The sequence below is a fragment of the Actinoplanes sp. NPDC049118 genome (assembly GCF_040648555.1).
Lineage (GTDB): Bacteria > Actinomycetota > Actinomycetes > Mycobacteriales > Micromonosporaceae > Actinoplanes.
Genome location: NZ_JBEZDY010000021.1, coordinates 1 through 23,847, shown reverse-complemented (window position 1 = coordinate 23,847; position 23,847 = coordinate 1). Strand labels below are relative to the sequence as shown.

Sequence of the window (23,847 nt, the reverse complement as noted above, 5' to 3'; positions counted from 1 at the left end):
CCGGACGCGCCGAGGGCATGATGGTGCGGTGACCTATCCACCTCCGCTGTACCACGGGGACGAGGGCGAGATCAGCGCCGGCTACCGGCCGGACGGCACCGCGCCGGAGCTCGTCTACCCGAACGGCACCCGCGTGCACTACCTGTCGACCGGCGCTTCGACCGGCGGGCTCTTCGGCCTCTACCGGTGGGAGTGCGGGCCGGACGTGACCGGTCCGGACCCCCACTTCCACCGCTCGATCACGGAGTCGTTCTACATCCTGTCCGGCACCATGCGGATCTACGACGGTCGCCGCTGGATCGACGCCGAGCCCGGGGACTACGTGCATGTCCCGGCCGGCGGCATCCACGGGTTCAAGAATGAGTCCGGGCAACCGGCCTCGATGCTGCTGCACTTCTCGCCGGGTGCGCCGCGCGAGGGGTACTTCGAGGGCCTGGTCCGGGTGGCGCAGATGACCGAGGAGGAACGCGCCGCGTTCTACCTGGAACACGACAACATCTGGCTGCCCTGACGGGTGCCTGCCGACGACGTCGAAGGGATGCGGCCACCGCAAATGAAGATCACCGCAGCGCAAGCCGACGAGTTGCTCGCCCGCGCCTGGTTCGAGGGCTACACGAGCGAGGTCGAACTGCACGAGGAGCCGGTAACGGTCGCCGAGTTCGACGTGGAGGCTCGCTCGGAAGAAAAGGGCGACACCGATCTTCGGCTGATTCCGGACGCCGACCTGCACGCCGGTGGCCGGTCCATTTCGGACCGGCCACCGGCGGGGCATGACGCCTACGTCTGGTAGGTGGAGACCAGCTGCTGCAACTCCGTCGCCATCGCCGCCAGGCTGTTCGCCGTCGCCTGCGTCTCCGACGCACCCGACGCCGCCGAATCCGCCGCCGACGCCACGCCCGCGATGTTCCCGGCGATCTCCCCGGTACCCGTCGCCGCCTGCGCCACGTTCCGCACCATCTCACTGGTCGTCGCGGTCTGCTCCTCGACCGCCGCCGCAATCGTCGACGCATAGTCGTTGATGCGGCCCGTCACGACCGCGATCTCCCCGATCGCCGAGATCGCCTGCGTCGTCTCATCCTGGATCGCCGAGATCCGCGCCCCGATTTCCCCGGTGGCCCGCGCCGTCTCCTGCGCCAGGTCCTTAACCTCGGTCGCCACCACCGCGAAACCCTTGCCGTGCTCGCCCGCACGCGCCGCCTCGATCGTCGCGTTCAGCGCCAGCAGGTTCGTCTGCTCCGCGATCGACGTGATCAGCTGCACCACGCCGGAGATCTGCGCCGACGACTGCCCCAGCTGCGCCACGATCTCATTCGTACGCATGGCGGCCTCCGCCGCCTCGGTGGCGACCTTCGCCGCCTCACCCGCGTTGCCCGCGATCTCACCGATGGACGCCGACATCTGCTCCGCGCCGGCGGCAACCGTCTGCACGTTCCCCGACACCTGCTCCGCGGCCGCCGCGGCCGTCCCCGCCTGCGCCGACGTCTCCTCCGACACCGCCGACAGCTGCGTCGACACCGCCGACAGCTCCTCCGCGGCCGCCGCCACCTGCGTGGCGTTCTCGGTCACCTCATGCACCATCGCCGCCGTCGACCCCGTCGACGCGTCCAGCGCCACGGCCAGCTGCGCCACCTCGTCGCGGCCGGTGAGCCCGGTCCGCTGGGTCAGATCCCCGCCCTGTACCCGCGTGAGCACGGACACGCATCGCGACAGCGGGCCGGTGATCCCGCGGGCGATCAGCCAGCTCGCGGCGCCGGCCAGCACCACACCGAGGACGACGAACCCGATCACCATGGTCCGGGCGCTGTCGTAGGTGGCGCGCGACTCGTCGTTGCGGGCGAGCGCGGCGGCGGTCTCGATCTCGATGAGGTCCTCCATCCCGCCGTTGAGGGCGGTGAGTACCGGCTGGGCCTCCCTGTCGCGCACGCGAGCGAACTCCTGCCGGTCGTCCTTCTCCGCGGCCGGGGCGAGCTTGGCGTCGCGCAGCTGCCGCACGGCGGTGACGGCCTGCTCGACCTGGGCGACCGCCTTCTCCCGTCCGGTCATGTCCGTGCTGGTGTAGGCCGCGAACGCCTCGTCGAAGGCGGCGTCCTGTGCCTTGCTGTCCTGCAGGAACTTGCGCACCTGGGCGACGTCGGTGGACACCGCGGCGTTGAGCAGGCTGCTCTGCATGTGCTCCGCCGCGTGCTGCATGCGCGCGAGGTCGGTGATCGGCACCAGCGTCTGGCCGTACATGTAGTCGGACTGGCTCTGCATCGCGCTCATGTTGGTCAGCGCGGCGGCGGCCACCCCGCCGGCCGCCAGCGCCATCGCGCCGACCGCCATCCCGATCTTGGTGCCGACCTTGCGATCGGTGACCAGCCGCATCCACGACCTGCTCATGACGCCCCCCACGTTCGTCGCCGGCCACCGGCCGGATGTGGCGTGCGCCACGTTGTGACACAGATCGGCCGGGTGGCGGGGGCGCTGAACACTTCGATGCCGAAATGTTCGCCGAGGTTCAGTCGGGTCGAACGCGACCGATAGAACGGTGTGCCCCCCACGATCAGCGCATGGCTACCCGACGAACCGGACGAGCGCGCCACGTACCTGGCGAATCTCGGCGGCCCGCACCTGCTGGCCCTGGCCGGTTCGCTGATCGCCACCCAGTTCGCGGAGGCGTTGCGCCCGCTGGACCTGCAGATCAGCGACTGGCTGCTGCTGGACCGCCTGTACCCGCACCACGAGGCGCTCTCGGCGGGCGAGCTGGCCACGAGGGCCGGGATTCCGGCGTCGACCGTCTCGACCGCGCTGGCCCGGCTCGGCCGGCGGGGCCTGGTGACCCGGCGGCGGCCGGACGACAACCAGCGCACGGTGCACGTTCACCTCACCGAGGCCGGGCGGAGTTTCTACGCGTCTGCCCGGCCCGGGCTCGGCGCCGCGCTGAACGCGAGTTACGGGGCCCTGACCCCGGAGGCGGACGCGACGTTGCGCACGCTGCTGACCACCATCCTGAACGGGTCGCCGGCCGCGTACGAGGGGTCAAGCCGACGCGGGTGACGCCCGGCGAGCGTCGTCCGGCGGCGCGTCCTGGAGCGCGCGCCGGCGGACGCCGTGGACCAGCAGGTAGCCGACCATCCAGAACTCGCCTATGTGCGCGGGCACTGCGACAAGTTCGGCGACGACCCGTGCCTCGGGAGCGAGGTACACGATGAACGCGCCGAGTAGGTAGCCGGCGCCGCCTCCGATGAGCATCCAGCCCAGCGGCCGGGGCATCCACCCCGAGCGGAGCACGCAGTAGCCCATGGGGATGAGCCACAGGCCGAAGAAGATCCCGCCCACGCCCCACAGGTTGCCACTCACCAGGTACAGCAGCTGAACGGTTGCCGGCGCGTCGCCGATCGGATCGAGCGCGACCTCGACCGCCGTGGCCAGCAACGCCGCGCTGCCGAGGCCCACGATCGCGTTGACCAGGCCGAACGCGGCGATGCTGCCGGCGGCGAAGGCGTCCACGGTGCGGAACAGGCGGTAGAACCACACGGCGGTGAGCGTCTGGGTGAGGACCATGAGCATCTCCAGGGCGACCCCGGCGCGCGCGAGCGGCTCGTTCCCGACCAGGTTCGCCAGCGTCGCACCGGGATCGTCGGCCGCGAAGAGCCGCGACCGGATGACCAGGAATCCGAGCATGGCCACGACGGCCATGCCGAGGTAGAACAGCCCGGTCGTACGGGCGGTGCGGACCAGCTCGGCCGCGCCGGCTCGCGAAGGTTCCATGATCATTTGAGGGCTCTTCCTTGTTTTGGGTGTGAAGGAGTAGGGCCGCGGGGCGGTGTCCTCGCGTGCCGGTGGTAGTGGTGTGGGTCAGTCCTCGGTGTCGGGGTAGCCGAAGGCGTCGTCGAGCGGCACCCGGAACACCCGGGCGATCTGGAAGGCCATCTCCAGCGACGGCGAGTAGCGGCCCTGCTCGATGGCGATGACGGTCTGGCGGGTCACGCCGATGCGGTCGGCCAGCTCCGCCTGCGTCATCTCCCCGTTGGCGAACCGCAGGGCCCGGATCGTGTTGGTGACCCTGGTGGGCTTGCCCATGGTCAGAAACCCCGCCGGTACGCGACGATCTTCACGACCGACGAGGCGAGGGCGGCCAGGACGAACGCCAGGTAGAGCGTGTTGGCGATCCAGAACTGGTCGATCCTCGCCATCGCCAGGCCGAGCGGGACGATCGCGGCGACGCTCATGACGTAGAACCCGGCGTACTCACCCAGCCGGTTGATCTCCTTGTCGCGCACGTCGGTCTTGCCCGCCTCCCTCGGCGAGATGATCGCGGCGACGATGTTCAGGCCGATGTTCGCGCCGATCCCGACACCGATCGCGGTGAGCATCGGCCACACGTAGCCGATCGTCGCCACGTCCGTGCCCGGCACCTTGGACAGGACGGTCGCGAAGTAGACGACGGCTATGCCGACCGCGACCACGACGTAGATCCACGTGCGCTTCTCTTCGGAGGACATGCCCGCTCCCATGTATAAAAAACTTGACATGGCAAAGGTAAAGCAGCGCGGACATGGTGTCAACAAAACTTTACTCCGCCGCCCGGCGGCGGGCCGGCTTCGTCTACGGCGGCAAGGGCTCCGCGGGCCGAGGCCCGGCGGCGGGCGGTCTTCCTGATCAACGTGCCGATCGGCCTGTTGCTCGCCGACACGTTCGCCGCGCCGCGCCGCGGGTTCATCACCGCCGGTGCGCCCTGAGCCGGTGTCAGTACCGTTCGGCCCGACCGTCAAGCGGCAGGCAAAAGGCTCATTAGGTGGCGTTCTTCACGGCGATGTCGATAGCCCGGTGCAGATCTGATCTCCGGATGGTGATCATTTCGTCGGCGTCGCCGGTCAGGTAGTCCTCAACGATCTCCCGGATCAGCTCGTTGGGGCTGATCCGGCGCTGTTGCGCCAGAACGAACAGGCGCTCCGTCATCTCATACGACATGCGCACCGCTTGGACCACCCCCACGGCCCGCTGGCGATTGTCCGGCTGCGCCGTGGTCCAATCCCGGTTGTTCATGGAGGCGGCATGTTCATCGGATCCATTCATGCGGGCTCCCCCTTGATCTGGGCGATTGCATCGATCTCCACGTCGTCGAGGCGGCGGGCCGAAGCGACGGTATAAGCGTCATCACCGTCCTCGATCAAGGCCACGACAAGCCAGGTTCCGCTGCGATCCCGGCCGGCGATCTGCATGGCCGGCCCGATGTGACGGCGTACCACGCCGTGAGCATGTATTACCTCGATGACCGACAACGGGCTTACCTCGGCGGCGACCAGGTTGTCGTACGTCTCGTCCGTAAAAACATAAACCTCGTAAGGTATCCCGTCAGCATCATCGAACAGTTGCGACACCTCCATATCGGCCGTGACGACGTTCGGACACTAAGGCGCCAACCATAGGCATTCCGTGTTACAGCGAGTGCAGGGAATATGACAATGCCTCGCACATCGGGTGTCACGGACTCCCGCCGCCTCTCGCGGACATCACCCCGAGTGCCGCGCAAATCCGGTTATTCTGGTGCCAAACCATCGGGAGTACGACGCTGGCCACCTGGCCGGTAAGCAGGCTCATCGACCGTGACAGAGACACGCACCGAGCACGCCGCACCGCGACACCGGAGACCGGACGGACCCGCCGCCGCGGCGCCCGCGCCCGGGCGGCACCGGCGCGACATCGAGGGGCTGCGCGCGGTCGCGGTGCTCCTCGTGGTCGCGTACCACTGCGGACTGCCGTACCTGACCGGCGGCTACGTCGGCGTCGACGTCTTCTTCGTCATCTCCGGGTTCCTCATCACCGGCCTGCTGCTCCGCGAGGCCGGACGTACCGGCACGGTCTCGATCCCGCGCTTCTACGCCCGCCGCGCGCTGCGACTGCTACCTGCCGCCACCCTGGTGGTCGTGGCGACGGTCGCCGCGTCGGCGCTGTGGCTGCCGCCGCTGCGGCTGACCGGGATCCTCTCCGACGCACTGCACACCACGATCTACGCGATGAACTGGCGGCTGGCCGCCATCGGCACCGACTACCTGAACGCCGAGGCGGAGCCCTCGCCGCTGCTGCACTTCTGGTCGCTGGCGGTCGAGGAGCAGTTCTACCTGCTCTGGCCGCTGCTGCTGCTGCTGTTCATCCGCTGCCGCGCCGGCCGCGGGCTCGGTGCCGCCCTTGCGGTGCTGACCGCTGCGTCGCTGCTGGCCTCGGCCTGGCAGACGCAGCAGAACGTCGGCTGGGCGTACTTCGGGGCGCACACCCGGGCCTGGGAACTGGGTACCGGCGCACTGCTCGCGGTCGGTGCCGGACGGCTGCGCCACCTCGGCCCGCGGACCGCCCGGGCGCTCATCGGCGGCGGGCTCGCGGCCATCGGACTCGCCGCGCTCGCCTACAACACCGCCACGCCGTTCCCCGGGTACGCGGCCCTGCTGCCTGTCCTGGGTACCGCCGCCGTCATCGCGGGCGGCTGCGCCCGGCCCGCCGGCCTGCTCGCCCTGCCGGTGCTGCAGGTCATCGGCCTGCTCTCCTACTCCTGGTACCTGTGGCACTGGCCGGCGCTGCTCATCGCCCCGTACGCGTTCGGTCACGAGCTCGCCACCTGGGAGAACGTGGCCGTCGCGCTGGGCGCGCTGCTGCTCGCCGGGCTCACATACGCGCTGGTGGAGAACCCGGCGCGGCACCTGGTCGCGCTGCGCGCCCGGCCCTGGCGCGGGATCGGCTCCGGCGCCCTGCTCTCGCTGACCTCCGTCGGGCTCTGCCTGCTCATCGCCGGCACCGCCCCGCGGGTGGCCGAGACCAGCACCTACCGGGCCGCGCCGCTGACCGACGTGGACCTGTTGCAGCAGAGCCTCGCCAGGGCCGCGGCCCTTCCGTCCGTGCCGCGCAATCTCACCCCGACGCTGGAGAAGGCGATCCGGGACAGGCCACGGATCTACCCGGACAAGTGCTCGGCCGCCTTCGACGATCCCGAGGTGCAGACCCCGTGCGCGTACGGCGACCTGAGCTCGACGGAGACGGTCGTGCTCTTCGGCGACTCGCACGCGGGGCACTGGTTCCCGGCCCTGGAGACGATCGCGCGCCAGCGGAGCTGGAAACTGGTCGTGGTGATCAAGAGCGCCTGCTCCGCGGCCGACACCCTGATCTACCAGACCACGCTCAAGCGCGAGTTCACCGAGTGCGTGCAGTGGCGGCGGGCCGCCTGGCAACACATCCGCTCGCTCGCGCCGAGCGCCGTGGTGATGGCCTCGACCGTGCCCAGCGCCGAGGCGCTGCGCGTCACCGGCACGCAGGACCAGGCCTGGACCGACGGCTGGAGGCGCTCCGTGGAAGCGGTCTCCCGGCCGGGCACGAGGGTCTACTTCGTCAACGACACGCCCTGGCAGAGCGGTCCCGTGCCGGACTGCCTCTCCGCGAACCCCGACGATCCGCAGGCCTGCGCCCGCAACCGCGCGACCGCGGTGCACCTGGCCGAACGGCGCGAGCAGGTCATGGCGGCCGTACGGGCCGAGGGCGCGACGGTGATCGACCCGCTGCCGTGGTTCTGCACCCCGGCCCGGTGCCCGGTGATCGTCGGCAACCTGCTGGTCTACAAGGACCAGCACCACATCACCACCGCGTACAGCCGGTTCCTGGCTCCGCTGCTGGCCAGGCAGCTGGCGCCGTGCGGTCAGCGGTGCAGCAGCACGAATCCGTCCGCGCCGGCGATCATGCGGTAGCCGGCGGCGCGCAGCGTGGTCACCTCGGCGGCGACCACGTCCGCCGGGTACGGCCAGTCGTCGACCGCCGTGTCCGCGACCACCCATTCCGCCGTCGACACGGTGTCCGGCGGCGGGAACATGCGTACCCGGGCCCGGCCGGTGAGCTGAGGCACCAGCCGATTGGTCGCCGCCACCTCGGCGTCGTCCGGGATCCGGTCGAGGACGGCCCGAGCCGCCGCCACCCTCGGATCCCGCCTCCAGAAGTCCGGGTCGACCAGCCTCTGCAGTGGCCGTCCAGGCGAGTGGAGCGCGCACGCCACCAGGCATCCGGCCGCCAGCAGGACCCCGAGTCGCCGGTCGAGCAGGCGTGCCGCATCGAGGAAGGCCGCGAACACGATCACCATCAGCACCGCGTTGTAGTGGAAGTCGGTGCCCCAGTAACTCGGGTTGTCCGCCAGGAAGCGCCAGCCGAGGGTCGGTACCGCAAGCAACGACAGAGGCGAGCGCACGGCGACGAACGCGCCGAGGCTGAGCAGCGCAGCGACCGTGCCGGCCTGTGTCGCGAGGCGGTCGGGCAGCGGGGTCCCGGCACCTGCCTGCATCGAGTACGCGTAGTGATGCGCGGGATTGAAGGCGGGCAGTGCCACGAGCAGAACGACGGCCGCGGCCCCGACCCCGAAGGCGATCGTCCATGCGCCGAGGCGCCGCTGCCGTTGTAGCAGCAGGTACACCCCGAGTGCCGCAACCGTCAGGGGCAGATCCTCCTTGACCAGTACCAGCGGCAGCGCCCAGGCGACCGCCGCCGGCCACTGCCGCAGCAGCAGCCGCTCCACGCTGAACGCCAGCAGCGGCACGGCGAACGCGACCTCGTGGAAGTCGAACCCGATCAGCTCCTGCAGGCCCCAGGACAGGCCGTACGCCACGGCGACGCAGTTCCCGCCGACCGGGCCAAGGACGCGTACCGCCGTACGCCCGATGGGCACGATGGAGACCGCGACCAGCGCGGCCTGCGCAACCAGCAGGGTCTCCGGTGCCGGGACCAGCCGGTACAGCGGGGCGAGCAGCATGAGTATCGGGTGGAAGTGGTCGCCGAGCAGGTTGAACCCGGGGCCCTTCAGCTCCACGAGCGGGGGCCGCCCGTGGGCGTACGCCCGCACCGCCTGCTCGAAGATGCCCAGGTCGTAACCGGTCGTGCGCACCGACCGGTGCTGACGCAGAGCGAACGCCACATATGCGGCGAAGCACAGGGCGGCGATCAGGTGCGGCCACACGGTGACCGGGCGGCGACCCTCGGCACGAGGGCGCGCAACGGTAGGTGTCGGGTAAGCGAGTGTCACGGCGAGGAGGCTGGCAACCGGCCGTTGAACAGGCCCTGAAGCGCCTGAAGATCGTCTTCAGGGTCCCGCGGCGGTGTGTCACGCTGGGCGGCATGCGCATCCTGGTGGTGGAGGACGAGCGGCCCATGGCCGGGGCGATCTGCCGCGGTCTGGAGGCGCACGGCTTCGCCGTCGACCTGGTGCAGGACGGCCGGGCCGCGCTCGACTACGCGGCGCAGGCGCGTTATGCGGCGATCGTGCTTGATCTGATGCTGCCCGGCCTCAACGGCTACCGCGTCTGCGCCGAACTGCGCCGCCGCGGCGACACCACCCCGGTGCTCGTGCTCACGGCGAAGGACGGCGAGTACGACGAGGCCGAGGCGCTCGACACGGGCGCCGACGATTACCTACGCAAACCCTTCTCGTACGTGGTGCTGGTGGCGCGGCTGCGGGCGCTGCTGCGGCGCAAGGGCGGGGCGCCGCCGGAGTTGCGCGTCGGCGACCTGGTCGTCGACCCCGCGGCGCGTACCTGCCAGCGCGCGGGGCGGGCCGTGGAGCTGACACCGCGCGAGTTCGGCGTGCTGGAGACCCTGATCCGCCGCCCCGGCGAGGTGGTCGGCAAGACCGAGATCCTCGATCAGGTCTGGGACCTGCAACACGACGGCGACGTCAACATCGTCGAGGTGTACGTGAGCGCCCTCCGGCGCAAGATCGACATGCCGTTCGGGGTACGGACGATCCACACCGTCCGCGGCGTCGGCTACCGGCTCGAGGACCTCGGTGCGTGACCTGCGGGTCCGGGCGGCCGTGGCCGCCGGCGTCGCGGCCAGCCTGCTGCTGCTCGGCGCCGGCCTGTGGCTCCGGCATGTCGTGTACGCCGAACGGATCCGCGCCGCCCAGCAGGAGGCACGTACGACGGTGCTGAGCCTGCAGGACGCCATCGTCGGCAACCCCACGCTGAACAAGGACGACCTCAACGTGTTCGTCACGTTCAGCCTGGGCGACGCCTCGGTGCCGGAGTCGGACACGGTCGCCTACCTGCTGGTCTCCTCGGACGGCAAGGTGCGCGACGGCAGCGACGAGCTGGAGCCGTACGTCGCGGACCGAGGGCTGCTGCCCGCGCCGCCGGCCGGCCGGGTGACGGACTACCGACCGCAGCGCGGCTCGGTGCGGCTCGGCGCACCGCCACCGGGCGCACGGGCCAGAATGGCAAACCGCACCTACCGGACGCTGCACGCCGACACCGACCTCGACACCCCCTGGGACGTGAGTCAACTCGGGCTGCGCGCCCAGCCGCTCTACACCCCGCCGATCCGGCTCTACGTCCTCGTCCTGCCCTTCGAGGCCGAGCGCGCGGTGGCGCGGGTCGACCGCCTGCTCATCCCCGGCATACCGCTGGCGGTGGTACTCGTCGCCCTGGTGGCGTGGCTGGCAACCGACCGGGCGCTGCGTCCGGTCGAGCGGATGCGGGCGCAGACGGCACAGTTCAGCGCGCAGGGGCTCGACCAGCGGCTGTCGGTGCCGGACTCCGACGACCGCCTCGCCCGCCTCGCCGATACCTTCAACGACACCCTGGACCGGCTCGCGGCGGCCGCCGACCGCCAGCGCCGTTTCATCGCCGACGCCGCGCACGAGCTGCGCACGCCCATCGGCAGCGTGCGGGCCATCCTCGAGGTGGCGGCCAACCACCCGGACCGCGCGGACCACGCCGCCGTGATCCGGGAGGCGGCCGGCGAGACGCGGCGGCTGCACCGCCTCGCCGACGACCTGCTGTTACTGGCCCGGCTGGAGGCCGCCGCCGCGGTGCCACGCGAGCCGATCGACCTGGCGATCCTCGCCCGTGACCAGATCGCCGACCGCGGGCGCACCGGCCCGGTCCGGGTCGGCTGCGACGTGACCGGCCCCGCCGTCGTGGCCGGCGACCGGGCGCAGCTCACCCGGCTCCTGCGCAATCTGCTGGACAACGCCGAACGTCACGCCCGAGGCGCCGTCACGGTCACGGTCGGACCCGACCCCGCCGCCGGCTGGGTACGCCTCCTCGTGGTCGACGACGGGCCGGGCATCGCCCCGGCCGACCGGGAGAAGGTGCTCCTGCCGTTCACCCGCCTCGACGACGCCCGCGCCCGCGACTCGGGCGGATCCGGGCTGGGACTGGCCATCGCCCGCGACATCTGCGCCGGCCACGGCGGCACCCTCGCCGTGGTGGACGGCGACCTGGGCGGCGCGGCTCTGCTCGTACGGTTGCCGCAGTAAGGCCGGGCCGGAACCGATCCGGACCGGGTCACCTCGACGAGGTCGGGTTGCTTTCGCCTCGTCGGAGCGCGGCACGGACGGCCTCGGGTGATCGGGCGATGGATGCCGTCTCGTCCGCCGTGATGATCGGACGTTGGATGAGGACCGGGTGCGCGGCGAGGGCGGCGATCCACCGGTCCCGGTCGGCTGCCTCCCGCGGCCAGGTGGCGATGCCGAGCTGCCCGGCGAGCGGTTCGCCCAGCCGCGCGATGTCCCAGGGTTCCAGCTCGAGGTGCGCAAGGACGTCGTTGAGTTCCTCGACGGTCGGCGGCTGCTCCAGGTAGTACCGGACGGTGTAGTCCGCCTGTTCGGCCTCGAGGATCGTCAGGGCGCTCTGGCACTTCGAGCACTCGGGGTTGATCCAGATCTCCATCGGGCCTCCGCTTCCAGGCACTGTCATGTCACCGGCAGATCCTCGCACCACCGCGCCGACGAGCAGCCGTCCGGACCTGCCGCAGTGCACGCTGGCCCTGCTCTGGATGACGCCGACGCGCCGGGCGTCGGCTGCGCCGAGGCCACTGAGGTCTCCGCCAAAGCCCCAACTGCCTGGTCTTGGCCAACGCTTCGATGATCTCTCGGCGCTCGCCCGGCTTGGCACCGTGGATTGCGATGAAGCTGCTCAATGCCGCCCCTGGCCCGGGTAGGGCGACGCTCGTGGCTGCCGGCACTTGGCATTTCTGGGTCAGGTGACCTAATCTCTGGTCCATGCTGACTTTCGAACCGCATGGGCCGGTGCTGCTCGCCGGTGGATACGGCGTGGTGGGCCGCGAACTCACCGCGCTGCTGCGCCGCCACCACGGCGAGTGGCCTCTCGTCCTGGCTGGGCGCCACCCCGAACGCGTCGGGTTCGCCGAGCCCGGCGTCACCGTCCTGCGGTGGGATCTGGACTCGGCAGTGGTGCCCGACGCCGCCGTGCGGGCGGTCGTGACCGTGGCAAACGACGACATCGACACGGCGATGCGCGCATGCCTGACCGCCGCTGTCCCGTACGTCGACGTGACGCGATGGACAGCCCGGCTGCAGCGGGCGCTCGCGGTGGCCGCCGCCCAGCCGGGCGGCGCCCCCGTGATGCTCTCCTCCGGCTGGATGGGCGGGTTGGTTCCCCGCCTCGCCGGGCATCTCGGCGGACTCGTCGGTGGCGCCGTCGACGTCGACGTCGCGGTGCGTTACGACACCGCCGACCGCTCCGGTGCCGACTCGGTGGACTTCATGGACCGCCTCGGCCTCGACTTCGAGGCCGGCGCCGCTGGTGCCGAGCGCACCGTGACACCCCTGACCGATGTGCGCCGTGTGACGATCGGCGCCGACCTGGTCAAGGTCGCCCGTATCGACACTCCGGAACAGTTCACCCTGCCGCTGACCCTCGGCGTTCGGCAGGCGGTCACGAGGCTCGGATTCAGCGACGGCTCGGCGACGGCCGGACTGCTCGCGCTGCGCCGGCTCGGCTTCTTCCGGATCGCGACCGGCGAGCGCCTCCGCGGGCTGCGCCGCTCGCTGCTGCACCGCCCCGGCTCCGGCGGTGAGGCGCGACTGCGCGTCGCGGTCGCCGGCCGTGAAGGCGCGGTCGCCGCCATGATCCGGGATCCCGCGGGTCAGGCGCACCTCACCGCGGTCGGCGCGCTGCTGTCGCTACGCGACGCCCTGAACCCGGATACCAGCGCCGGTGTCGCCTTCCCAGAACTGGCCGCCACGCCGGACCTGGCCGCAGACCTGCGGAGGCTGGGTGTCGACGTGGACGTGGAGTTCGCCGCCGACGTCACCGAGCGGGCGGCATGAGCCAGCGCCGTCCCGGCACGCCGGGCACCCCTAAGGGCCTGGCCCGGCGCCACGCTCTCCTCGACCACGCCGCCCGGATCCTGGTCGAGCACGGCCATGCCGCCCTCACCGTGCGGTCGGTCGCCACCGCCGCCGGCATCAGCCTGGGCAACCTGCAGTACTACTTCCGCACCCGCGCCGACCTGGTCGCCGCCCTGCTCGACCGGCATCTCAGTGCCGCGTCCGACCGGATCAGCGCTCCGCTGTCCCCGCCCGCGGACCCACACGCGGCCATCGACATGCTGCTCGCCGAGCAGTGCGACCGGGACATCGCCACGTTGTTCTACGAACTCTGGGCGATGGCCGCGCACGACCCGGCCGTGGCCCAGGCCGTGCGGGGGTTCTACGACCGCTACCTCACCGCGGTCGCCGAGCTGATCAGCACCGTCGTGCCGAACGTGCCCGCCAGCACCGCGCACGCACAGGCGCGGGTATTCGTCGGACTGCTGGAGGGAGTGTCACTGCTGCGCTCCGGCCTGATCGCAGACGCCGACGATCGCAGCGACGCACTGGTCCGCCGTCTGGCGGGTGCACTGCTGACCGAGGACAGCCGCCGCCACGACGGCGGGATCTGACGTCCGCGCCAGGCCGGCAGGCTGGTAGGACTCGTTCTTCTCGCGTATTGATCATGTGATCTAGGCTCTGCCGGTGAGCTACTGGGGCACGGTTGTGGTCGCTCGGTCGCATGGCCTGCTGGTCGATCAGGACGGCGTCGCCGGGTTCGGGTACAGGCACCGCTGGTTGCGGCAACTAAGTGACGACTGGCAGTTGCTGGAGACCGGCGGGTCCGACGATCCGCCCGATCTGCGGGGCTCCTGCGAGGCAGTTGCGGCTTCGACCGGCTGTCCTGTGCTGGCCGCGTACATCAGTGACGACTCCTGCGCGGCGATGTGCGCGGCGAGCCCCGGGCAGGTGGGGCCGCTTACTCGCCTGTGGCCTGTGAGCCGGACCTGCGGGACGTACCGACATCAGCCGCGGGGGATGGCCGAGCCGGCCGGGCGCGGTATCGAGGAGGTTGCCGCCGAGTTGACCGCCTGGTCGGACGCGGCTGGGTTCCGGGCGGACGCGGACAGGCTGCGGCTGGCCATCGGTCGCGACGCCGACCGGGCCCGTGGCCAGGTCGTCGATCTAGTGTTCGAGGTGGTCAAAGCGCTGGGCCTGTCGCGGATCGGCCGTACCTTTCCGTGGTCGTTGCCGGCCTTCGACTGGCCCTTCTCCGGTGTGATGTTCAGTCTCGGCCCGACAGACCAGGCACGCCAGAACGCCAGGTATCGGGCGGCCGGCGTGGCATGGATCCCGCCGGTACAACCCTGGGAGACTGCGGCGCTGGCCCTGGAGGCGGAACTGTGGACCGCCCTGCATCGGCCCGGCGTCGACGTGGCCGACCTCGCGCGCCGCGCCGCGCACCTGCTCGCGACCTACCAGGCAACTCCGATACCGCAGGAGAGCACCACGCTGCCGGCAGCCGCCGGCCCGCCGGTCCCCGACGAGGCGTCGCTGCGCCTGCTGGCAGAACTCGAATCACGGCTGACAAGCGGAACCATGCCGCCTTGGTCAGACGAGACCGAGGAACGTCGGTACGCAGACTCGCTCGCGACGGAACCGGACCCGAACTCCGGCACCCCGTTCTGAAACCCTTACGGCGAACGCCGCTCAAGTATCCGGATCTGCCGCGCAGAGGGTGCCCGCTCGAATGAACATCAGGCTCCGTACTGCTCCCGCTGGCCTGGCTCGCGCCGGGCATCTCGTGGCCGATGAGCGTGCATGAGCATCAGAGTCAGTCCCTCAGATCCGAGGCCCTTCTATGTACAACGACGCTGACGTCGAGACCTATGCTGCACGACTTCGCTCGGCAGACAGCGCAGCCCGCGCTCTGGCCGCGGACGAAGCCACCGACGGAGTCTCCGAGCGCAACGGAATCGCCCGTTCATGGCCCGCAGTAGGCTTCGCGATATGGCCCTGCGACCGGACGAGTTCTATGACCGAGCAGTCGCCGCCGCCGACGTAGAGCTCCGTCTCCCGTTGGCGCGGATGACGGGATGGGAGATCAGTCCGTTCGAGCCGGACGGATTGCGCGTCGCGCCGTTGCGGCCGCCGGTGCTGCCTGAGCCCGCACGGCATGGCGAGGACCCGGCGGACTGCGGCGCCTGCCGCGAGCGGGACGAAGGGATCTGGTTCAACGATCGCTGGCGACTGGCCCGGATTCCGCGGGTCGGCGTGCCGCTGGTGCTCATGCTGTATCCGCGGGATCACCACGACATGGCGGACCTACCTGATGAGCTGGCCGCCGAGCTGGGACTCCTGAGCACCCGCATCGTCCGCCACATGCAGGACCTGCCGCACATCTCGCGGGCCCACCTCTACCGCATCGGTGACGGGGGAGCGCACCTGCACGTCTGGTTCTTCGCCCGGCCGGAGGGGCAAGCGCAGCTATATGGATCGTGGCTGGTCGTCTGGGACGACCTCCTGCCGGAATACCCGGCGGACGTCGCAGAGGCGGACGCCGCGATCGTGGCAGACGCCTTGGTCGCATCCCACGGAGGCCTCCGGTCACCTGCCGGCGAATCGCCCGCCTCATCGGCCTGATCCACTATCCGCTCGGCCTGGCATCCAATGTGAGCCTCGCAGCGGGCCGGTAATCGATCCACCGACGGGCGGCTGCGGCGAGCGGGGCGGGGTGTCGTGGGGAGCCCGGGTCAGGACGGCGGCCAGCAGAACGACATCAACGTCTTCTGTGGCGCTGAGCCCATGGCGTCGCCGGTCGCCGGGACCTGGCCCGCGGCCCTGCTCCGAAGCTCATCGGCGTAGGCCGAGAAGGCGTCGCTCAACTTCGGATCGGTGGCCTCGGTGGCGAGCGCGCGTGGCACCGTCTCCTGCGCACTCCAGTAGGCGCGCTGAATCTCGATCAGCTCGGCCTTCGGGTGCTGCTTTCCGACGTACTGATCCTGAATCGCCTTGTTGTAGGCCTGCGCCTCGGGAGCGAGATTCTCCGAACCCACGAAGGCCCGCGTCGAGTCCTTCCATCTTGTGCACAGCGCCACGGTGTTGTCGGCGTTCTTCCGTGGCTCGTCGGTGGCGGCGCCACACCCGCTCACGCTCAGCGTCGCCGCCAGGACGATCATGCCCGGACGTGCTCGCACGCCTGTACCCCCGTCAAGATCGCTGTCGATGCGGCAGAACCATAACCCAGGCTCGATTCGAGACGATCTTGCTGCCCTCGTGGCAGCCCTCCACCGGGTCAGCACTCTGCACGCCGGATCCGGATAGAAGCCGACGAACGCACTGCACTATTGGGAGGTGACCGATGCAGGGGACGACTGGGGCCAGGCGGCATGCTGGTATCCGGACATCGTTGAGGTAGGCGACGCGCGTCGGGCCTGGCAGGCCGAGTTCGACCGGCAGGGAACGCCCCATCGGGTGCGGCAGCGGGAAGGCGTAAACCCGCGTCGCACTGCGACGGCGGAGAACGGAGATCTGCGTGCGGACCTGCTGCTGAGCCCGCGGCAGCGGCGGTTTTACCTGGCGCTTCGCACCGGCAAGACCACCATGCTGCAGGGCTATGCCGTGGATCTCGCGATGGCGGCCGGTGCAGCGCGGCTGTGGTTGTCCGGGGAGCGTCCTGGACAGATCGCGGCGGCGTGGCCGTTTCTGGGATCGGTGGCTCTGGCCCAGGCGCGAGAGCGCGGCGATCGTCAGGAGGCGAGCTGGTTATGGCTGCACGAGAACCATTGCGGGGACCCGGTTGGGGTCCGGCTGGCAGCCTTTGTCGCCTTGGCCATCCGCGAGCCGCGACTGCGAGCGCTGCGGCCATACACCAGCCACTTCACCTTGAGTTTCAGTAGCACGCCGCAGTGGCCGTACAGCAAGGCTCATCCCCTGATCGAACCGGCAGGGGGCGCCGGCCGATATGTGGTGCGCACTCGGGGTGGCCGGGTCTATGACGAAACCGACGCTGCTGGTGCGCTCCGTCTCGTGCTGGCCGAGCTGCCGGACTGATCACAAGAACAACGCGGCGCATCAACGGCCGGCGGTGGCGGTGTGGACGACCGGGCCTTCACTGCCCGAGATCGGCTGACCGCGACGTGGTGCTCTAGGGATCGCCGTGGGCAACGATCGCCATTACGGCGGGGCCGCAAACGCGTCACCTGGTCCAAGCGAACGCCGACCCTCGATGTTGCGACCCACTGCAAGCAGCGGGGTGGTCAAAGCCGGGAACGAGGGGCGGCGCCGCGGTCGGCGGTGTGCCAGTACAGCAGAGGGCCGTCCGGGGTACCGTCCGCGGCCAGCGCACGCAGGGCTGCCGCCGCTTTGGCGGTATAGACCGGCTCGGCCACTAGACCGGTGTGCTCGGCCAGCCAGGCGGCTGCGGACGCCGAGTCGGCGGTGGCCACCCCATAGCCCGGGCCGAGCCAGTCGCGGCGCACGGTCAGCGGCGCCAGCGGCGTACCGTCGGGCAGGGCCGCACCGGCCCGGCGCAGCAGCCTTGCCGCAGCGGTGGCGAGCCGCCGGACCTGCGTCTGCCCCATCGGGGTGCGGTCGTTGACCAGCACGCCCACCACCTCCGTTGGCAGCCCCGCCAGGGCGAGCCCGAGGGCGAGCCCGGCCGCCGTGCCGCCCGAGCCGACCGGCAGCAGCACCCGCCGGGGTACCGGTAGCTCATCCTCGGCCACCTGGGCCGCCAACTCGAACGCCGCCTCGACGTAGCCGAGGCAGCCGCGGGGGCTGGAGCCGCCGATCGGGAGCAGGGCCGGCCGCTGACCTTTCACCGCCGCCTCGGCCAGGAGGCTGGCCGCGGCGACGTACCCGCCTGGGACCGTGCGGACTCGACGTACCCGGGCGCCGGCCGCGAGCACCGCGGCGAGCTGGCCGGCGACATGGTCGTCGTACGGCTGCTCGAGGGCGACGATGGACACCCGCAGGTCGGCCGCGGTGGCGTACCGGGCCACGGCGACCGCGTGGTGGCTGCCGGTCCCGCCGGCGGTGACAACGGTGCGCCGGCCGCGTTCGAGCAGGTCCGCGAGGGTCCACTCCAGCTTGCGGACCTTGTTGCCGCCGTAGATCGTGCCGTACCCGCTGTCGTCCTTGACCCACACCTGCGGTGAGCCCGCGAGCCGGCGTACCGGAGTGGGGCCGGAGCCCAGTTGCCGAAACGGCAGCCGGGCGGCCGCGGTCGGGTACCGGACGTGCAGGTACGGCGGCGTCATCGGATCAGGGTACGGCCGCGGGCGCCGACGACGACCCCGTCCGGCCCGCACCGCCCGCCATGTCCGGGCGTCTGCGCGTTCGCCCACCCGTACCGAATGGGAGCCGGCGTCGCCCGCCCGCCGCCGTGCCGTACGGCCCTGTCCGGATAACCCCGCCGAGCCTTCCGGAACGAGCCGAGGGGCCGGATTGTCTTCGGCAGACGTCCGGCACCGAACGCCGACAACAGTTTCGACGACCGCGAGGTCGCCACAACGCGCTTTCCGAGAGGACATGGATATGACCATTGCCAATCCTGATCACCGCAGCCGTAGCTGGCGCGGCCTTCTGCGCACGTTCAGCATCGTCGCGGCAACGGCCGCCAGCCTGACCGGCATCGCGGCGGTGCACGCCTCCGTTGCCACCGGTGCCGGCACGACGGTCGAGGCGGGCAGGACCGGCCCCGGGGGATGGCTGGACCAGTGGTGCACCGAACACGGTGGAGGCATGTCATCCAACCCGGACGGGACCGAGACCTGCAATTTGTAGCTTGACCCGTTTGCCGTGACGTCGGGGGCAGCCTCACCTGGTGCCCCCGACGTTCTGCTTGTCCGGTGCCCGTCTCGGACGGCGCGGTGACGGTGGCCGGCTAGATCTTTCGGAGAGGCCCGGAGCCGTACCGACACGGCGCCGGCGAAACAGAAGGCAGGAGCATGAGGAGAATCACCGGCATCGCAGTGACCGCCTTGGTCGCGACGATGGTGACTGCAACGACACCGGGTATGGCACTGGCCGCGGACGCGATCGTCCCGACGGCCGTGGACCTCGCGGTGGACGGCGGACGGCCGAACGACCGAACCCTGGACGGGGGTTCCCTGTCCGGCGACGGGCGGTACGTGGCCTTCAGCTCGTTCGCATCCAACCTGGTCAGCGACGACCGGAACGGCAGGCTGGACGTCTTCGTCCGGAACACCGCCACCGGCGGCACGACGCTCGTCAGCGTGGGCTCGACCGGAGAGCAGGCCAACGAGCCGAGCTCGGAGCCGTCGATCTCGGCGGACGGGCGCTACGTCGCCTTCTGGTCCGCCGCGTCCAACCTGGTGCCGGGGGACACCAACGAGGCCGACGACGTGTTCGTGCGGGATCTGCAGGCCGGCACGACCACCCGGGTCAGCGTCACCGCGGGCGGCGCGGCCGGTGGCTGGCACGACGACAGCCGTTTCCCGTCGATCTCCGGCGACGGCCGGTACATCGCGTTCGAGACCGAGAGCCGCCTGGTGCCCACGGACACCGACTGGTGGACCGACGTGTACGTGTACGACCGCGTGACCGGCACACCGGAGCGGGTGACCGTCACCCCCTCCGGCCGGCCCGCCGACCGGCACACGTACTGGGCGGGTACCCGCATCTCGGGCGACGGCCGTTTCGTCGTGTTCGCGTCCGAGGCCGCGAACCTGGTCGCCGGCGACACCAACGGGAAGAAGGACGTGTTCGTGAGGGACCGGCAGGAGGACGTGACCCGGCTGATCAGCGTCACCGCGGCCGGTGTGCAGGGCAACGGGACCAGCGAGGAGCCGGCCATCTCGGTGGACGGCCGGCTGGCAGCCTTCCGGAGCTCGGCAACGAATCTCGGCGAGGGTGCGGACGGCGGCCAGATCACGGCGAAGGTCTACGTCAAGGACCTGCGCACCGGCGAGCTGACCCGCGAGGACCGCAACACGGCCGGTGCCTTCGTGGGTGCCCAGGAGCCCCAGCTCTCCGGCGACGGCCGCTACCTGGCCGTGACCGCGTCCTCGGGTGCGATGGAGGGCGACTGGTCCGGCGGCCGGAACGTCTACGTGCGGGACCGGCAGACCGGCGCGGTGACGCCGGCCAGCCACGGCATCACCGGCAAGCCCGCGGTCCGGGCCTGCCTGGACCTCGCGCTGTCCGCCGACGGCCGGCGGGTGACCTTCGTATCGGATGACGGAACGCTGGTCGCCGGCGACACCGACCGCCGGGACAACCTGTTCCTCACCACCGTGCCGAACTGATATCCGGGCCGGCGGTGGCGGCGTGGACCACTGAGCAGACGGCCATCTTCCTGTGATGTGGTGGCTGATTTTGGCGTTAAAGTCTTCTCAACCATGCTGTTCAGGAAAATTCAGGTGAAAGCGGCAAGGTTTGACTGTTCTTGTGGTGGCCGAAGACGACGATGACATCCGTGCGATCACCGCTCGGATCCTGCGCCGGGCGGGGTACACGGTGATCGAGGCCGCCGACGGCGCGGCGGGTTTGCAGGCGGTGCTCGACCATCAGCCCGCCGCGGTGGTCAGTGACATCGACATGCCGATCATGTCGGGTGTGGATCTGTGTCGGGCGTTGCGTGCCGACCCCGCTACGAAGAGCCTGCCGGTCATCTTCATCAGCGGCGCTCTGGTCCCGGGCGATTCCCGGCCCGTGGACGCGCAGGCCACCGCGGTTCTGCGTAAACCGTTCCTCGGGCAGGAGCTGTTGGCCTGTCTGGAGAGGGCGTTGCAAAGCGGTCATCAGGACGGCCAGGACCCGGTCGTCTGCGCGTAGGACTCGCGACGGCCGCTGTGGTGGCGGTGCAGCCACCCCGAGCGGGTGTGCGGATTCGGCAATCTCCTGTCTCTCGCCGCTGCACGGTGACGACAGGTTGCGGCGCAGGCACAGCTGGGTGCCGGTCAGGGTTGATCGACGGGTAGGCGGACGCTGATGTGGGTGCCGGGCTGTTCGCGGGGGATCAGGCGGATGCTGCCGTGGTGGCGTTCGCCCGCGGTGGAAGGCCCCGTGGTCGCGGCCACCACGCGTTAGCCGCCGAATTGGGGGTGGTGCGGGCCGCCCAGTTTGACGGAGATGGCGTCCACGAGCTTGCGGTAGGGGGTGCTGTCCGGCGCTGTCGGGTCGTCCTCGTCGGTTTCGGCGGCGACCTCGTCCGCGATGAAGGCCGATTCGGTCAGCTGGAGCAAGAGGTCCGTCCAGCGAGGGCCGGTCAGCGTCATCCGGGTATGGGTCCGGCCGACGTTCGTGCCCGCGCGTAGCAGGCGCTGCTGACGGCCGGTCAGCGTGATTGTGTAGGTGCGGTCGGGACGCAGGCCGAGCTCGTTCAATGCCTCCAGGCGGACGTCGCCGAGCCCGCGATAGTCGATGGCGTCCGCGGCCACGGTGAACTCGCACCAGGGCGACCAGCCCTGCTCGTCGTCCGGGACGCCGAAGGAGATGGGGTCGCGGGCCTGTTCCTCGGTGTCGTCGACCCGCGCACGCCAGCGGTAGCTCCCGCCTGGTGTCAGGTAGCCCGGTTCGAACGACAGGGTCTCCGTTTCGGAGGAAACGTTGATGGGTTCGCCGCCGTCGAGCTGCTGGTACTGGTAGATGATGGCTTCGCCCGGCCCGGCTGTCGCCAACACGCTGGTCAGGGTCGTGTCGACTACCGGCCGCCCGGGGCCGGTGACACAACCGGCCGGGTCTGCGGTGATCGGCGGGGTCGGCGCCGGCCGGTTCTGCGCGGCCGGCCACCACAGCTTCGGGTCCGCGATCGTGCCGTCCGGCCGGGTGCACGCAAGGGAGAATCCGGCGTTCTCGACTTGGCGGTACTGCTCGGTCAGGTCCTGCACGGCCTTGCGGCACTGCGCGTACAAGGCCTCGTCGTCGCCCGGCCCGGCCTGCGCGGGCGCCGACCCGGCTGCGGCGAGCACGATCACGAGAGCGGCGAGCCCCGCCGGCCAGCGCAGCACCGTGCGCGTACGCCCCGCACTCACCACCGAGACCTCCCACGCACCCGACGCCTGCCACCCCATCGACTGCCCGACGCCGGACTCAAGGAGTCTCACCCGGACATGGGGGAGCTTAAGACCTTCGACGGCCACGGTCGTAGGTGCGCCTCGTCGCGATCAACGCACGCAAAGCCGCCTCCAGTTCCAGCGTCGCCGCTACGTGCCGCCGATCCCATGCGGGCAGATCCTGAGTACTGCTCGCCGCCGCGACGTACTCGGTCCGGGCGCGCTTGTCGTACACATGTTCTATCCACAGCCTGTGGGCGAGCGACGGGCGTCTTGGGCGGCGGGTCATCCGCCGAAGCCTGCGAGTTGACCCCCGTGGCGGTGGGCCAGTGATGACAGTTGGGCAACTCGGGCGTGGTGGCTCGGGTCCGGCGGCAGGTCGGGGAACGCCGCTGCGATCTGCCAGCCGTTCGACCGGGTCGCGTCTTCGATCCTGTGCCGGCTGACCTCGCCGCCCAGGTCAGCCAATTCCGCCATGCAGGCGTCGACTTCCTCGTCCGGGACGTCGAGATAGTAGGTGGTTCGGCGTGGCATCGGCTCGGGATAGTCCCCGTAGTCCTCCGACATCGCCCAATGCAGGCGCTGGCAGAGGTCGGCCAGCAGGGCGTTCAGCTCGCCCGCCGAAGCGCCGTCGGGCAGCGGCCCGTGACGGGCAAGCCGGCTGGCCAATCTTCGTACCAAATCCGGCGGGAGCTCGTCGGCCAGTAGGTGGCCATGCACGACGGCGAGTACGCCGAATATCGCCTCAAGATCGGACACCGGCATCGCCCGGGGCTGTGGTTCCGCCCGCGCCACACTATTGGCCACCGGCCGGCGGCGGCCCCGGGTAGCCTTTAAGCGAGAATTTGTGATGGTTTGGGGGTCTATGGCCGTGAACCCGGGTAGCGCTGCGGGACGGCCGGAAGAGGCCCCGGTACGCCGGGGTCTGTGGTTGTACGCGGTCACCGTGATCGCGGCCGCCCTGATCGTTGTCCCGATCGCCGGCTACCACCTGGGTGTTCACCCGAACCTGGTAGTCGCGTTCTTCGTCCTCATGACGGCGGCCGATCTGCTGACCGCGCACCTGCTGGTGCAGCAGTTCATGGCCGGTGGCCGACTGGCGACGCTGGGCCTTTCGTCGGCCTACCTCTATTCCAGCCTGATGATGGTGCCCTACGCCGTCGTCTTCACCCGAAGCCAGCGCCTGGGTGCCAGCTCGACCTGGGCCGAGGTCTGCGCACCGTGGCTCTTCTTTCTACTACTCGCCGGGTTTCCGGTGCTGGTAGCGGTGCAACAGCGGGTCGTCGCGGCGCTGCCGGCCCGGCTGAGCGAGCAGGCCCGGAACCGGCGGCGGACCGTCGCCGCGGCCGCGGCCGCAGCGGTGCTCGCGCTGGTGCTCGCGGTGACGGGCGTCGTCGTCGGTGCCGCGGACTGGCTGCCCCCGCTCCAACAAGGCGGTGCGCAGACCACGGCCGGCCGATACGTGTTGGTTGCGGCACTGGTGGCCGCCGCCGTCAGCCTGCTGGCGGTGATCGGGGATCTGCGCCGCCGGCCGCCGGTGGAACGCTGGGTGGTGGTGGCGATCAGCGCGTCCCTGGCCACCGCCATCCTGCGCCTGGCCGCTGCGCACCGTTACACGCTCGGCTGGTATGCGGCGCGGGTGACTCTGCTGATCTCCGCCGGGGTGGTGCTGCTGGCCCTGCTCGCCGAGACCGCCAGTCTCTACCGCCGGCTCTCGGCGGCGCACGAGGATCTCGACCGCGCGCACCGCGAACTGAGCCGCCGCGC

At 70.7% G+C, this 23,847-nt stretch carries 27 protein-coding genes; 15 read left to right on the top strand and 12 right to left on the bottom strand.

What is annotated here, in order from left to right; genetic code table 11:
* Window positions 1–28 precede the first annotated feature (28 nt).
* Both AB0B58_RS29315 and AB0B58_RS29310 read left to right on the top strand, forming a co-directional pair.
* Window positions 29–511, top strand: coding sequence for a cupin domain-containing protein (locus AB0B58_RS29315; protein WP_360230070.1), 483 nt, complete (start codon window positions 29–31; stop codon window positions 509–511).
* Between the two features lie 3 nt (window positions 512–514).
* Window positions 515–790, top strand: a complete 276-nt coding sequence (locus tag AB0B58_RS29310; RefSeq protein ID WP_360230068.1) for a hypothetical protein — start codon at window positions 515–517, stop codon at window positions 788–790.
* Here the strand turns inward: AB0B58_RS29310 and AB0B58_RS29305 are convergent.
* A complete protein-coding gene (locus AB0B58_RS29305; protein ID WP_360230066.1) occupies window positions 778–2,379 on the bottom strand; it encodes a methyl-accepting chemotaxis protein in 1,602 nt (533 codons plus the stop codon). The genes AB0B58_RS29310 and AB0B58_RS29305 overlap by 13 nt on opposite strands.
* 150 nt (window positions 2,380–2,529) lie before the next feature.
* Here AB0B58_RS29305 and AB0B58_RS29300 point away from each other — a divergent pair, with 150 nt between their 5' ends.
* Window positions 2,530–3,036: a MarR family transcriptional regulator gene (locus tag AB0B58_RS29300; RefSeq protein WP_360230064.1), complete on the top strand. Its 507-nt coding sequence runs from the start codon at window positions 2,530–2,532 to the stop codon at window positions 3,034–3,036.
* Here AB0B58_RS29300 and AB0B58_RS29295 read toward each other — a convergent pair.
* The 5 genes from AB0B58_RS29295 to AB0B58_RS29275 form a co-directional block, all read right to left on the bottom strand.
* Window positions 3,019–3,750, bottom strand: a complete 732-nt coding sequence (locus AB0B58_RS29295) for a DUF4386 domain-containing protein (protein WP_360230062.1) — start codon at window positions 3,748–3,750, stop codon at window positions 3,019–3,021. The genes AB0B58_RS29300 and AB0B58_RS29295 overlap by 18 nt on opposite strands.
* A gap of 87 nt (window positions 3,751–3,837) precedes the next feature.
* Window positions 3,838–4,062 (bottom strand): helix-turn-helix transcriptional regulator, encoded by a 225-nt coding sequence (locus AB0B58_RS29290; RefSeq protein ID WP_360230060.1) that lies wholly within the window; start codon window positions 4,060–4,062, stop codon window positions 3,838–3,840.
* A 2-nt stretch (window positions 4,063–4,064) separates the two neighbouring features.
* Window positions 4,065–4,484, bottom strand: a complete 420-nt coding sequence (locus tag AB0B58_RS29285; RefSeq protein WP_360230058.1) for a hypothetical protein — start codon at window positions 4,482–4,484, stop codon at window positions 4,065–4,067.
* A 289-nt stretch (window positions 4,485–4,773) separates the two neighbouring features.
* Complete coding sequence (locus AB0B58_RS29280) at window positions 4,774–5,058, bottom strand: CopG family transcriptional regulator (RefSeq protein WP_360230056.1); 285 nt, start codon at window positions 5,056–5,058, stop codon at window positions 4,774–4,776.
* Window positions 5,055–5,363 (bottom strand): hypothetical protein, encoded by a 309-nt coding sequence (locus AB0B58_RS29275; RefSeq protein WP_360230054.1) that lies wholly within the window; start codon window positions 5,361–5,363, stop codon window positions 5,055–5,057. Before AB0B58_RS29275 ends, AB0B58_RS29280 begins: the two co-directional genes overlap by 4 nt.
* Before the next feature lie 225 nt (window positions 5,364–5,588).
* Between AB0B58_RS29275 and AB0B58_RS29270 the strand changes: the two genes are divergently transcribed.
* Window positions 5,589–7,712 (top strand): acyltransferase family protein, encoded by a 2,124-nt coding sequence (locus tag AB0B58_RS29270; RefSeq protein WP_360230052.1) that lies wholly within the window; start codon window positions 5,589–5,591, stop codon window positions 7,710–7,712.
* Here the strand turns inward: AB0B58_RS29270 and AB0B58_RS29265 are convergent.
* On the bottom strand, window positions 7,664–9,031 hold the full coding sequence (locus tag AB0B58_RS29265) for a DUF2079 domain-containing protein (protein ID WP_360230050.1): 1,368 nt from the start codon (window positions 9,029–9,031) through the stop codon (window positions 7,664–7,666). The two genes, AB0B58_RS29270 and AB0B58_RS29265, sit on opposite strands and share 49 nt — an antisense overlap.
* A gap of 92 nt (window positions 9,032–9,123) precedes the next feature.
* Between AB0B58_RS29265 and AB0B58_RS29260 the strand changes: the two genes are divergently transcribed.
* Window positions 9,124–9,798 (top strand): response regulator transcription factor, encoded by a 675-nt coding sequence (locus tag AB0B58_RS29260; protein ID WP_360230048.1) that lies wholly within the window; start codon window positions 9,124–9,126, stop codon window positions 9,796–9,798.
* Window positions 9,791–11,263 (top strand): HAMP domain-containing sensor histidine kinase, encoded by a 1,473-nt coding sequence (locus AB0B58_RS29255; RefSeq protein ID WP_360230046.1) that lies wholly within the window; start codon window positions 9,791–9,793, stop codon window positions 11,261–11,263. Before AB0B58_RS29260 ends, AB0B58_RS29255 begins: the two co-directional genes overlap by 8 nt.
* Window positions 11,264–11,291: 28 nt before the next feature.
* Here the strand turns inward: AB0B58_RS29255 and AB0B58_RS29250 are convergent, their stop codons facing one another.
* Window positions 11,292–11,675 (bottom strand): ArsC/Spx/MgsR family protein, encoded by a 384-nt coding sequence (locus AB0B58_RS29250; RefSeq protein WP_360230044.1) that lies wholly within the window; start codon window positions 11,673–11,675, stop codon window positions 11,292–11,294.
* 332 nt (window positions 11,676–12,007) lie between these two features.
* Here AB0B58_RS29250 and AB0B58_RS29245 point away from each other — a divergent pair, with 332 nt between their 5' ends.
* From AB0B58_RS29245 to AB0B58_RS29230, 4 genes are all read left to right on the top strand, one after another.
* Window positions 12,008–13,078, top strand: coding sequence for a hypothetical protein (locus tag AB0B58_RS29245; RefSeq protein WP_360230042.1), 1,071 nt, complete (start codon window positions 12,008–12,010; stop codon window positions 13,076–13,078).
* On the top strand, window positions 13,075–13,692 hold the full coding sequence (locus AB0B58_RS29240) for a TetR/AcrR family transcriptional regulator (RefSeq protein WP_360230040.1): 618 nt from the start codon (window positions 13,075–13,077) through the stop codon (window positions 13,690–13,692). The genes AB0B58_RS29245 and AB0B58_RS29240 overlap by 4 nt, the downstream gene beginning before the upstream one ends.
* A 73-nt stretch (window positions 13,693–13,765) precedes the next feature.
* Window positions 13,766–14,749, top strand: coding sequence for a hypothetical protein (locus tag AB0B58_RS29235; RefSeq protein ID WP_360230038.1), 984 nt, complete (start codon window positions 13,766–13,768; stop codon window positions 14,747–14,749).
* Between the two features lie 321 nt (window positions 14,750–15,070).
* Window positions 15,071–15,703 carry a hypothetical protein gene (locus AB0B58_RS29230; RefSeq protein WP_360230036.1) on the top strand — a complete coding sequence of 211 codons (633 nt, stop codon included), beginning with the start codon at window positions 15,071–15,073 and terminating at the stop codon, window positions 15,701–15,703.
* 110 nt (window positions 15,704–15,813) lie between these two features.
* On the opposite strand, the gene AB0B58_RS29225 is transcribed toward AB0B58_RS29230, so the two are convergent.
* Window positions 15,814–16,239, bottom strand: coding sequence for a hypothetical protein (locus AB0B58_RS29225; RefSeq protein ID WP_360230034.1), 426 nt, complete (start codon window positions 16,237–16,239; stop codon window positions 15,814–15,816).
* 175 nt (window positions 16,240–16,414) lie between these two features.
* Here AB0B58_RS29225 and AB0B58_RS29220 point away from each other — a divergent pair, with 175 nt between their 5' ends.
* The gene (locus AB0B58_RS29220; RefSeq protein ID WP_360230032.1) at window positions 16,415–17,113 is read left to right on the top strand and encodes a DUF6193 family natural product biosynthesis protein; all 699 of its coding nucleotides are present in this window, start codon (window positions 16,415–16,417) and stop codon (window positions 17,111–17,113) included.
* Between the two features lie 206 nt (window positions 17,114–17,319).
* Here AB0B58_RS29220 and AB0B58_RS29215 read toward each other — a convergent pair whose 3' ends face one another.
* Window positions 17,320–18,321: a pyridoxal-phosphate dependent enzyme gene (locus AB0B58_RS29215; protein ID WP_360230030.1), complete on the bottom strand. Its 1,002-nt coding sequence runs from the start codon at window positions 18,319–18,321 to the stop codon at window positions 17,320–17,322.
* Between the two features lie 277 nt (window positions 18,322–18,598).
* Here AB0B58_RS29215 and AB0B58_RS29210 point away from each other — a divergent pair, with 277 nt between their 5' ends.
* The 3 genes from AB0B58_RS29210 to AB0B58_RS29200 all read left to right on the top strand — a co-directional run bounded on the left by AB0B58_RS29210 (window position 18,599) and on the right by AB0B58_RS29200 (window position 20,860).
* Window positions 18,599–18,847 (top strand): hypothetical protein, encoded by a 249-nt coding sequence (locus AB0B58_RS29210; protein WP_360230028.1) that lies wholly within the window; start codon window positions 18,599–18,601, stop codon window positions 18,845–18,847.
* A 164-nt stretch (window positions 18,848–19,011) separates the two neighbouring features.
* A complete protein-coding gene (locus AB0B58_RS29205; protein ID WP_360230026.1) occupies window positions 19,012–20,331 on the top strand; it encodes a hypothetical protein in 1,320 nt (439 codons plus the stop codon).
* A 145-nt stretch (window positions 20,332–20,476) separates the two neighbouring features.
* Complete coding sequence (locus AB0B58_RS29200; RefSeq protein ID WP_360230024.1) at window positions 20,477–20,860, top strand: response regulator; 384 nt, start codon at window positions 20,477–20,479, stop codon at window positions 20,858–20,860.
* 251 nt (window positions 20,861–21,111) lie between these two features.
* Here the strand turns inward: AB0B58_RS29200 and AB0B58_RS29195 are convergent, their stop codons facing one another.
* Window positions 21,112–22,131: a hypothetical protein gene (locus AB0B58_RS29195; protein WP_360230022.1), complete on the bottom strand. Its 1,020-nt coding sequence runs from the start codon at window positions 22,129–22,131 to the stop codon at window positions 21,112–21,114.
* Window positions 22,132–22,365: 234 nt separating this feature from the next.
* Window positions 22,366–22,839 (bottom strand): hypothetical protein, encoded by a 474-nt coding sequence (locus AB0B58_RS29190; protein ID WP_360230020.1) that lies wholly within the window; start codon window positions 22,837–22,839, stop codon window positions 22,366–22,368.
* A gap of 172 nt (window positions 22,840–23,011) precedes the next feature.
* Between AB0B58_RS29190 and AB0B58_RS29185 the strand changes: the two genes are divergently transcribed.
* On the top strand, window positions 23,012–23,847 hold an 836-nt coding region (locus tag AB0B58_RS29185; protein ID WP_360230018.1), incomplete at its 3' end, for an MASE4 domain-containing protein.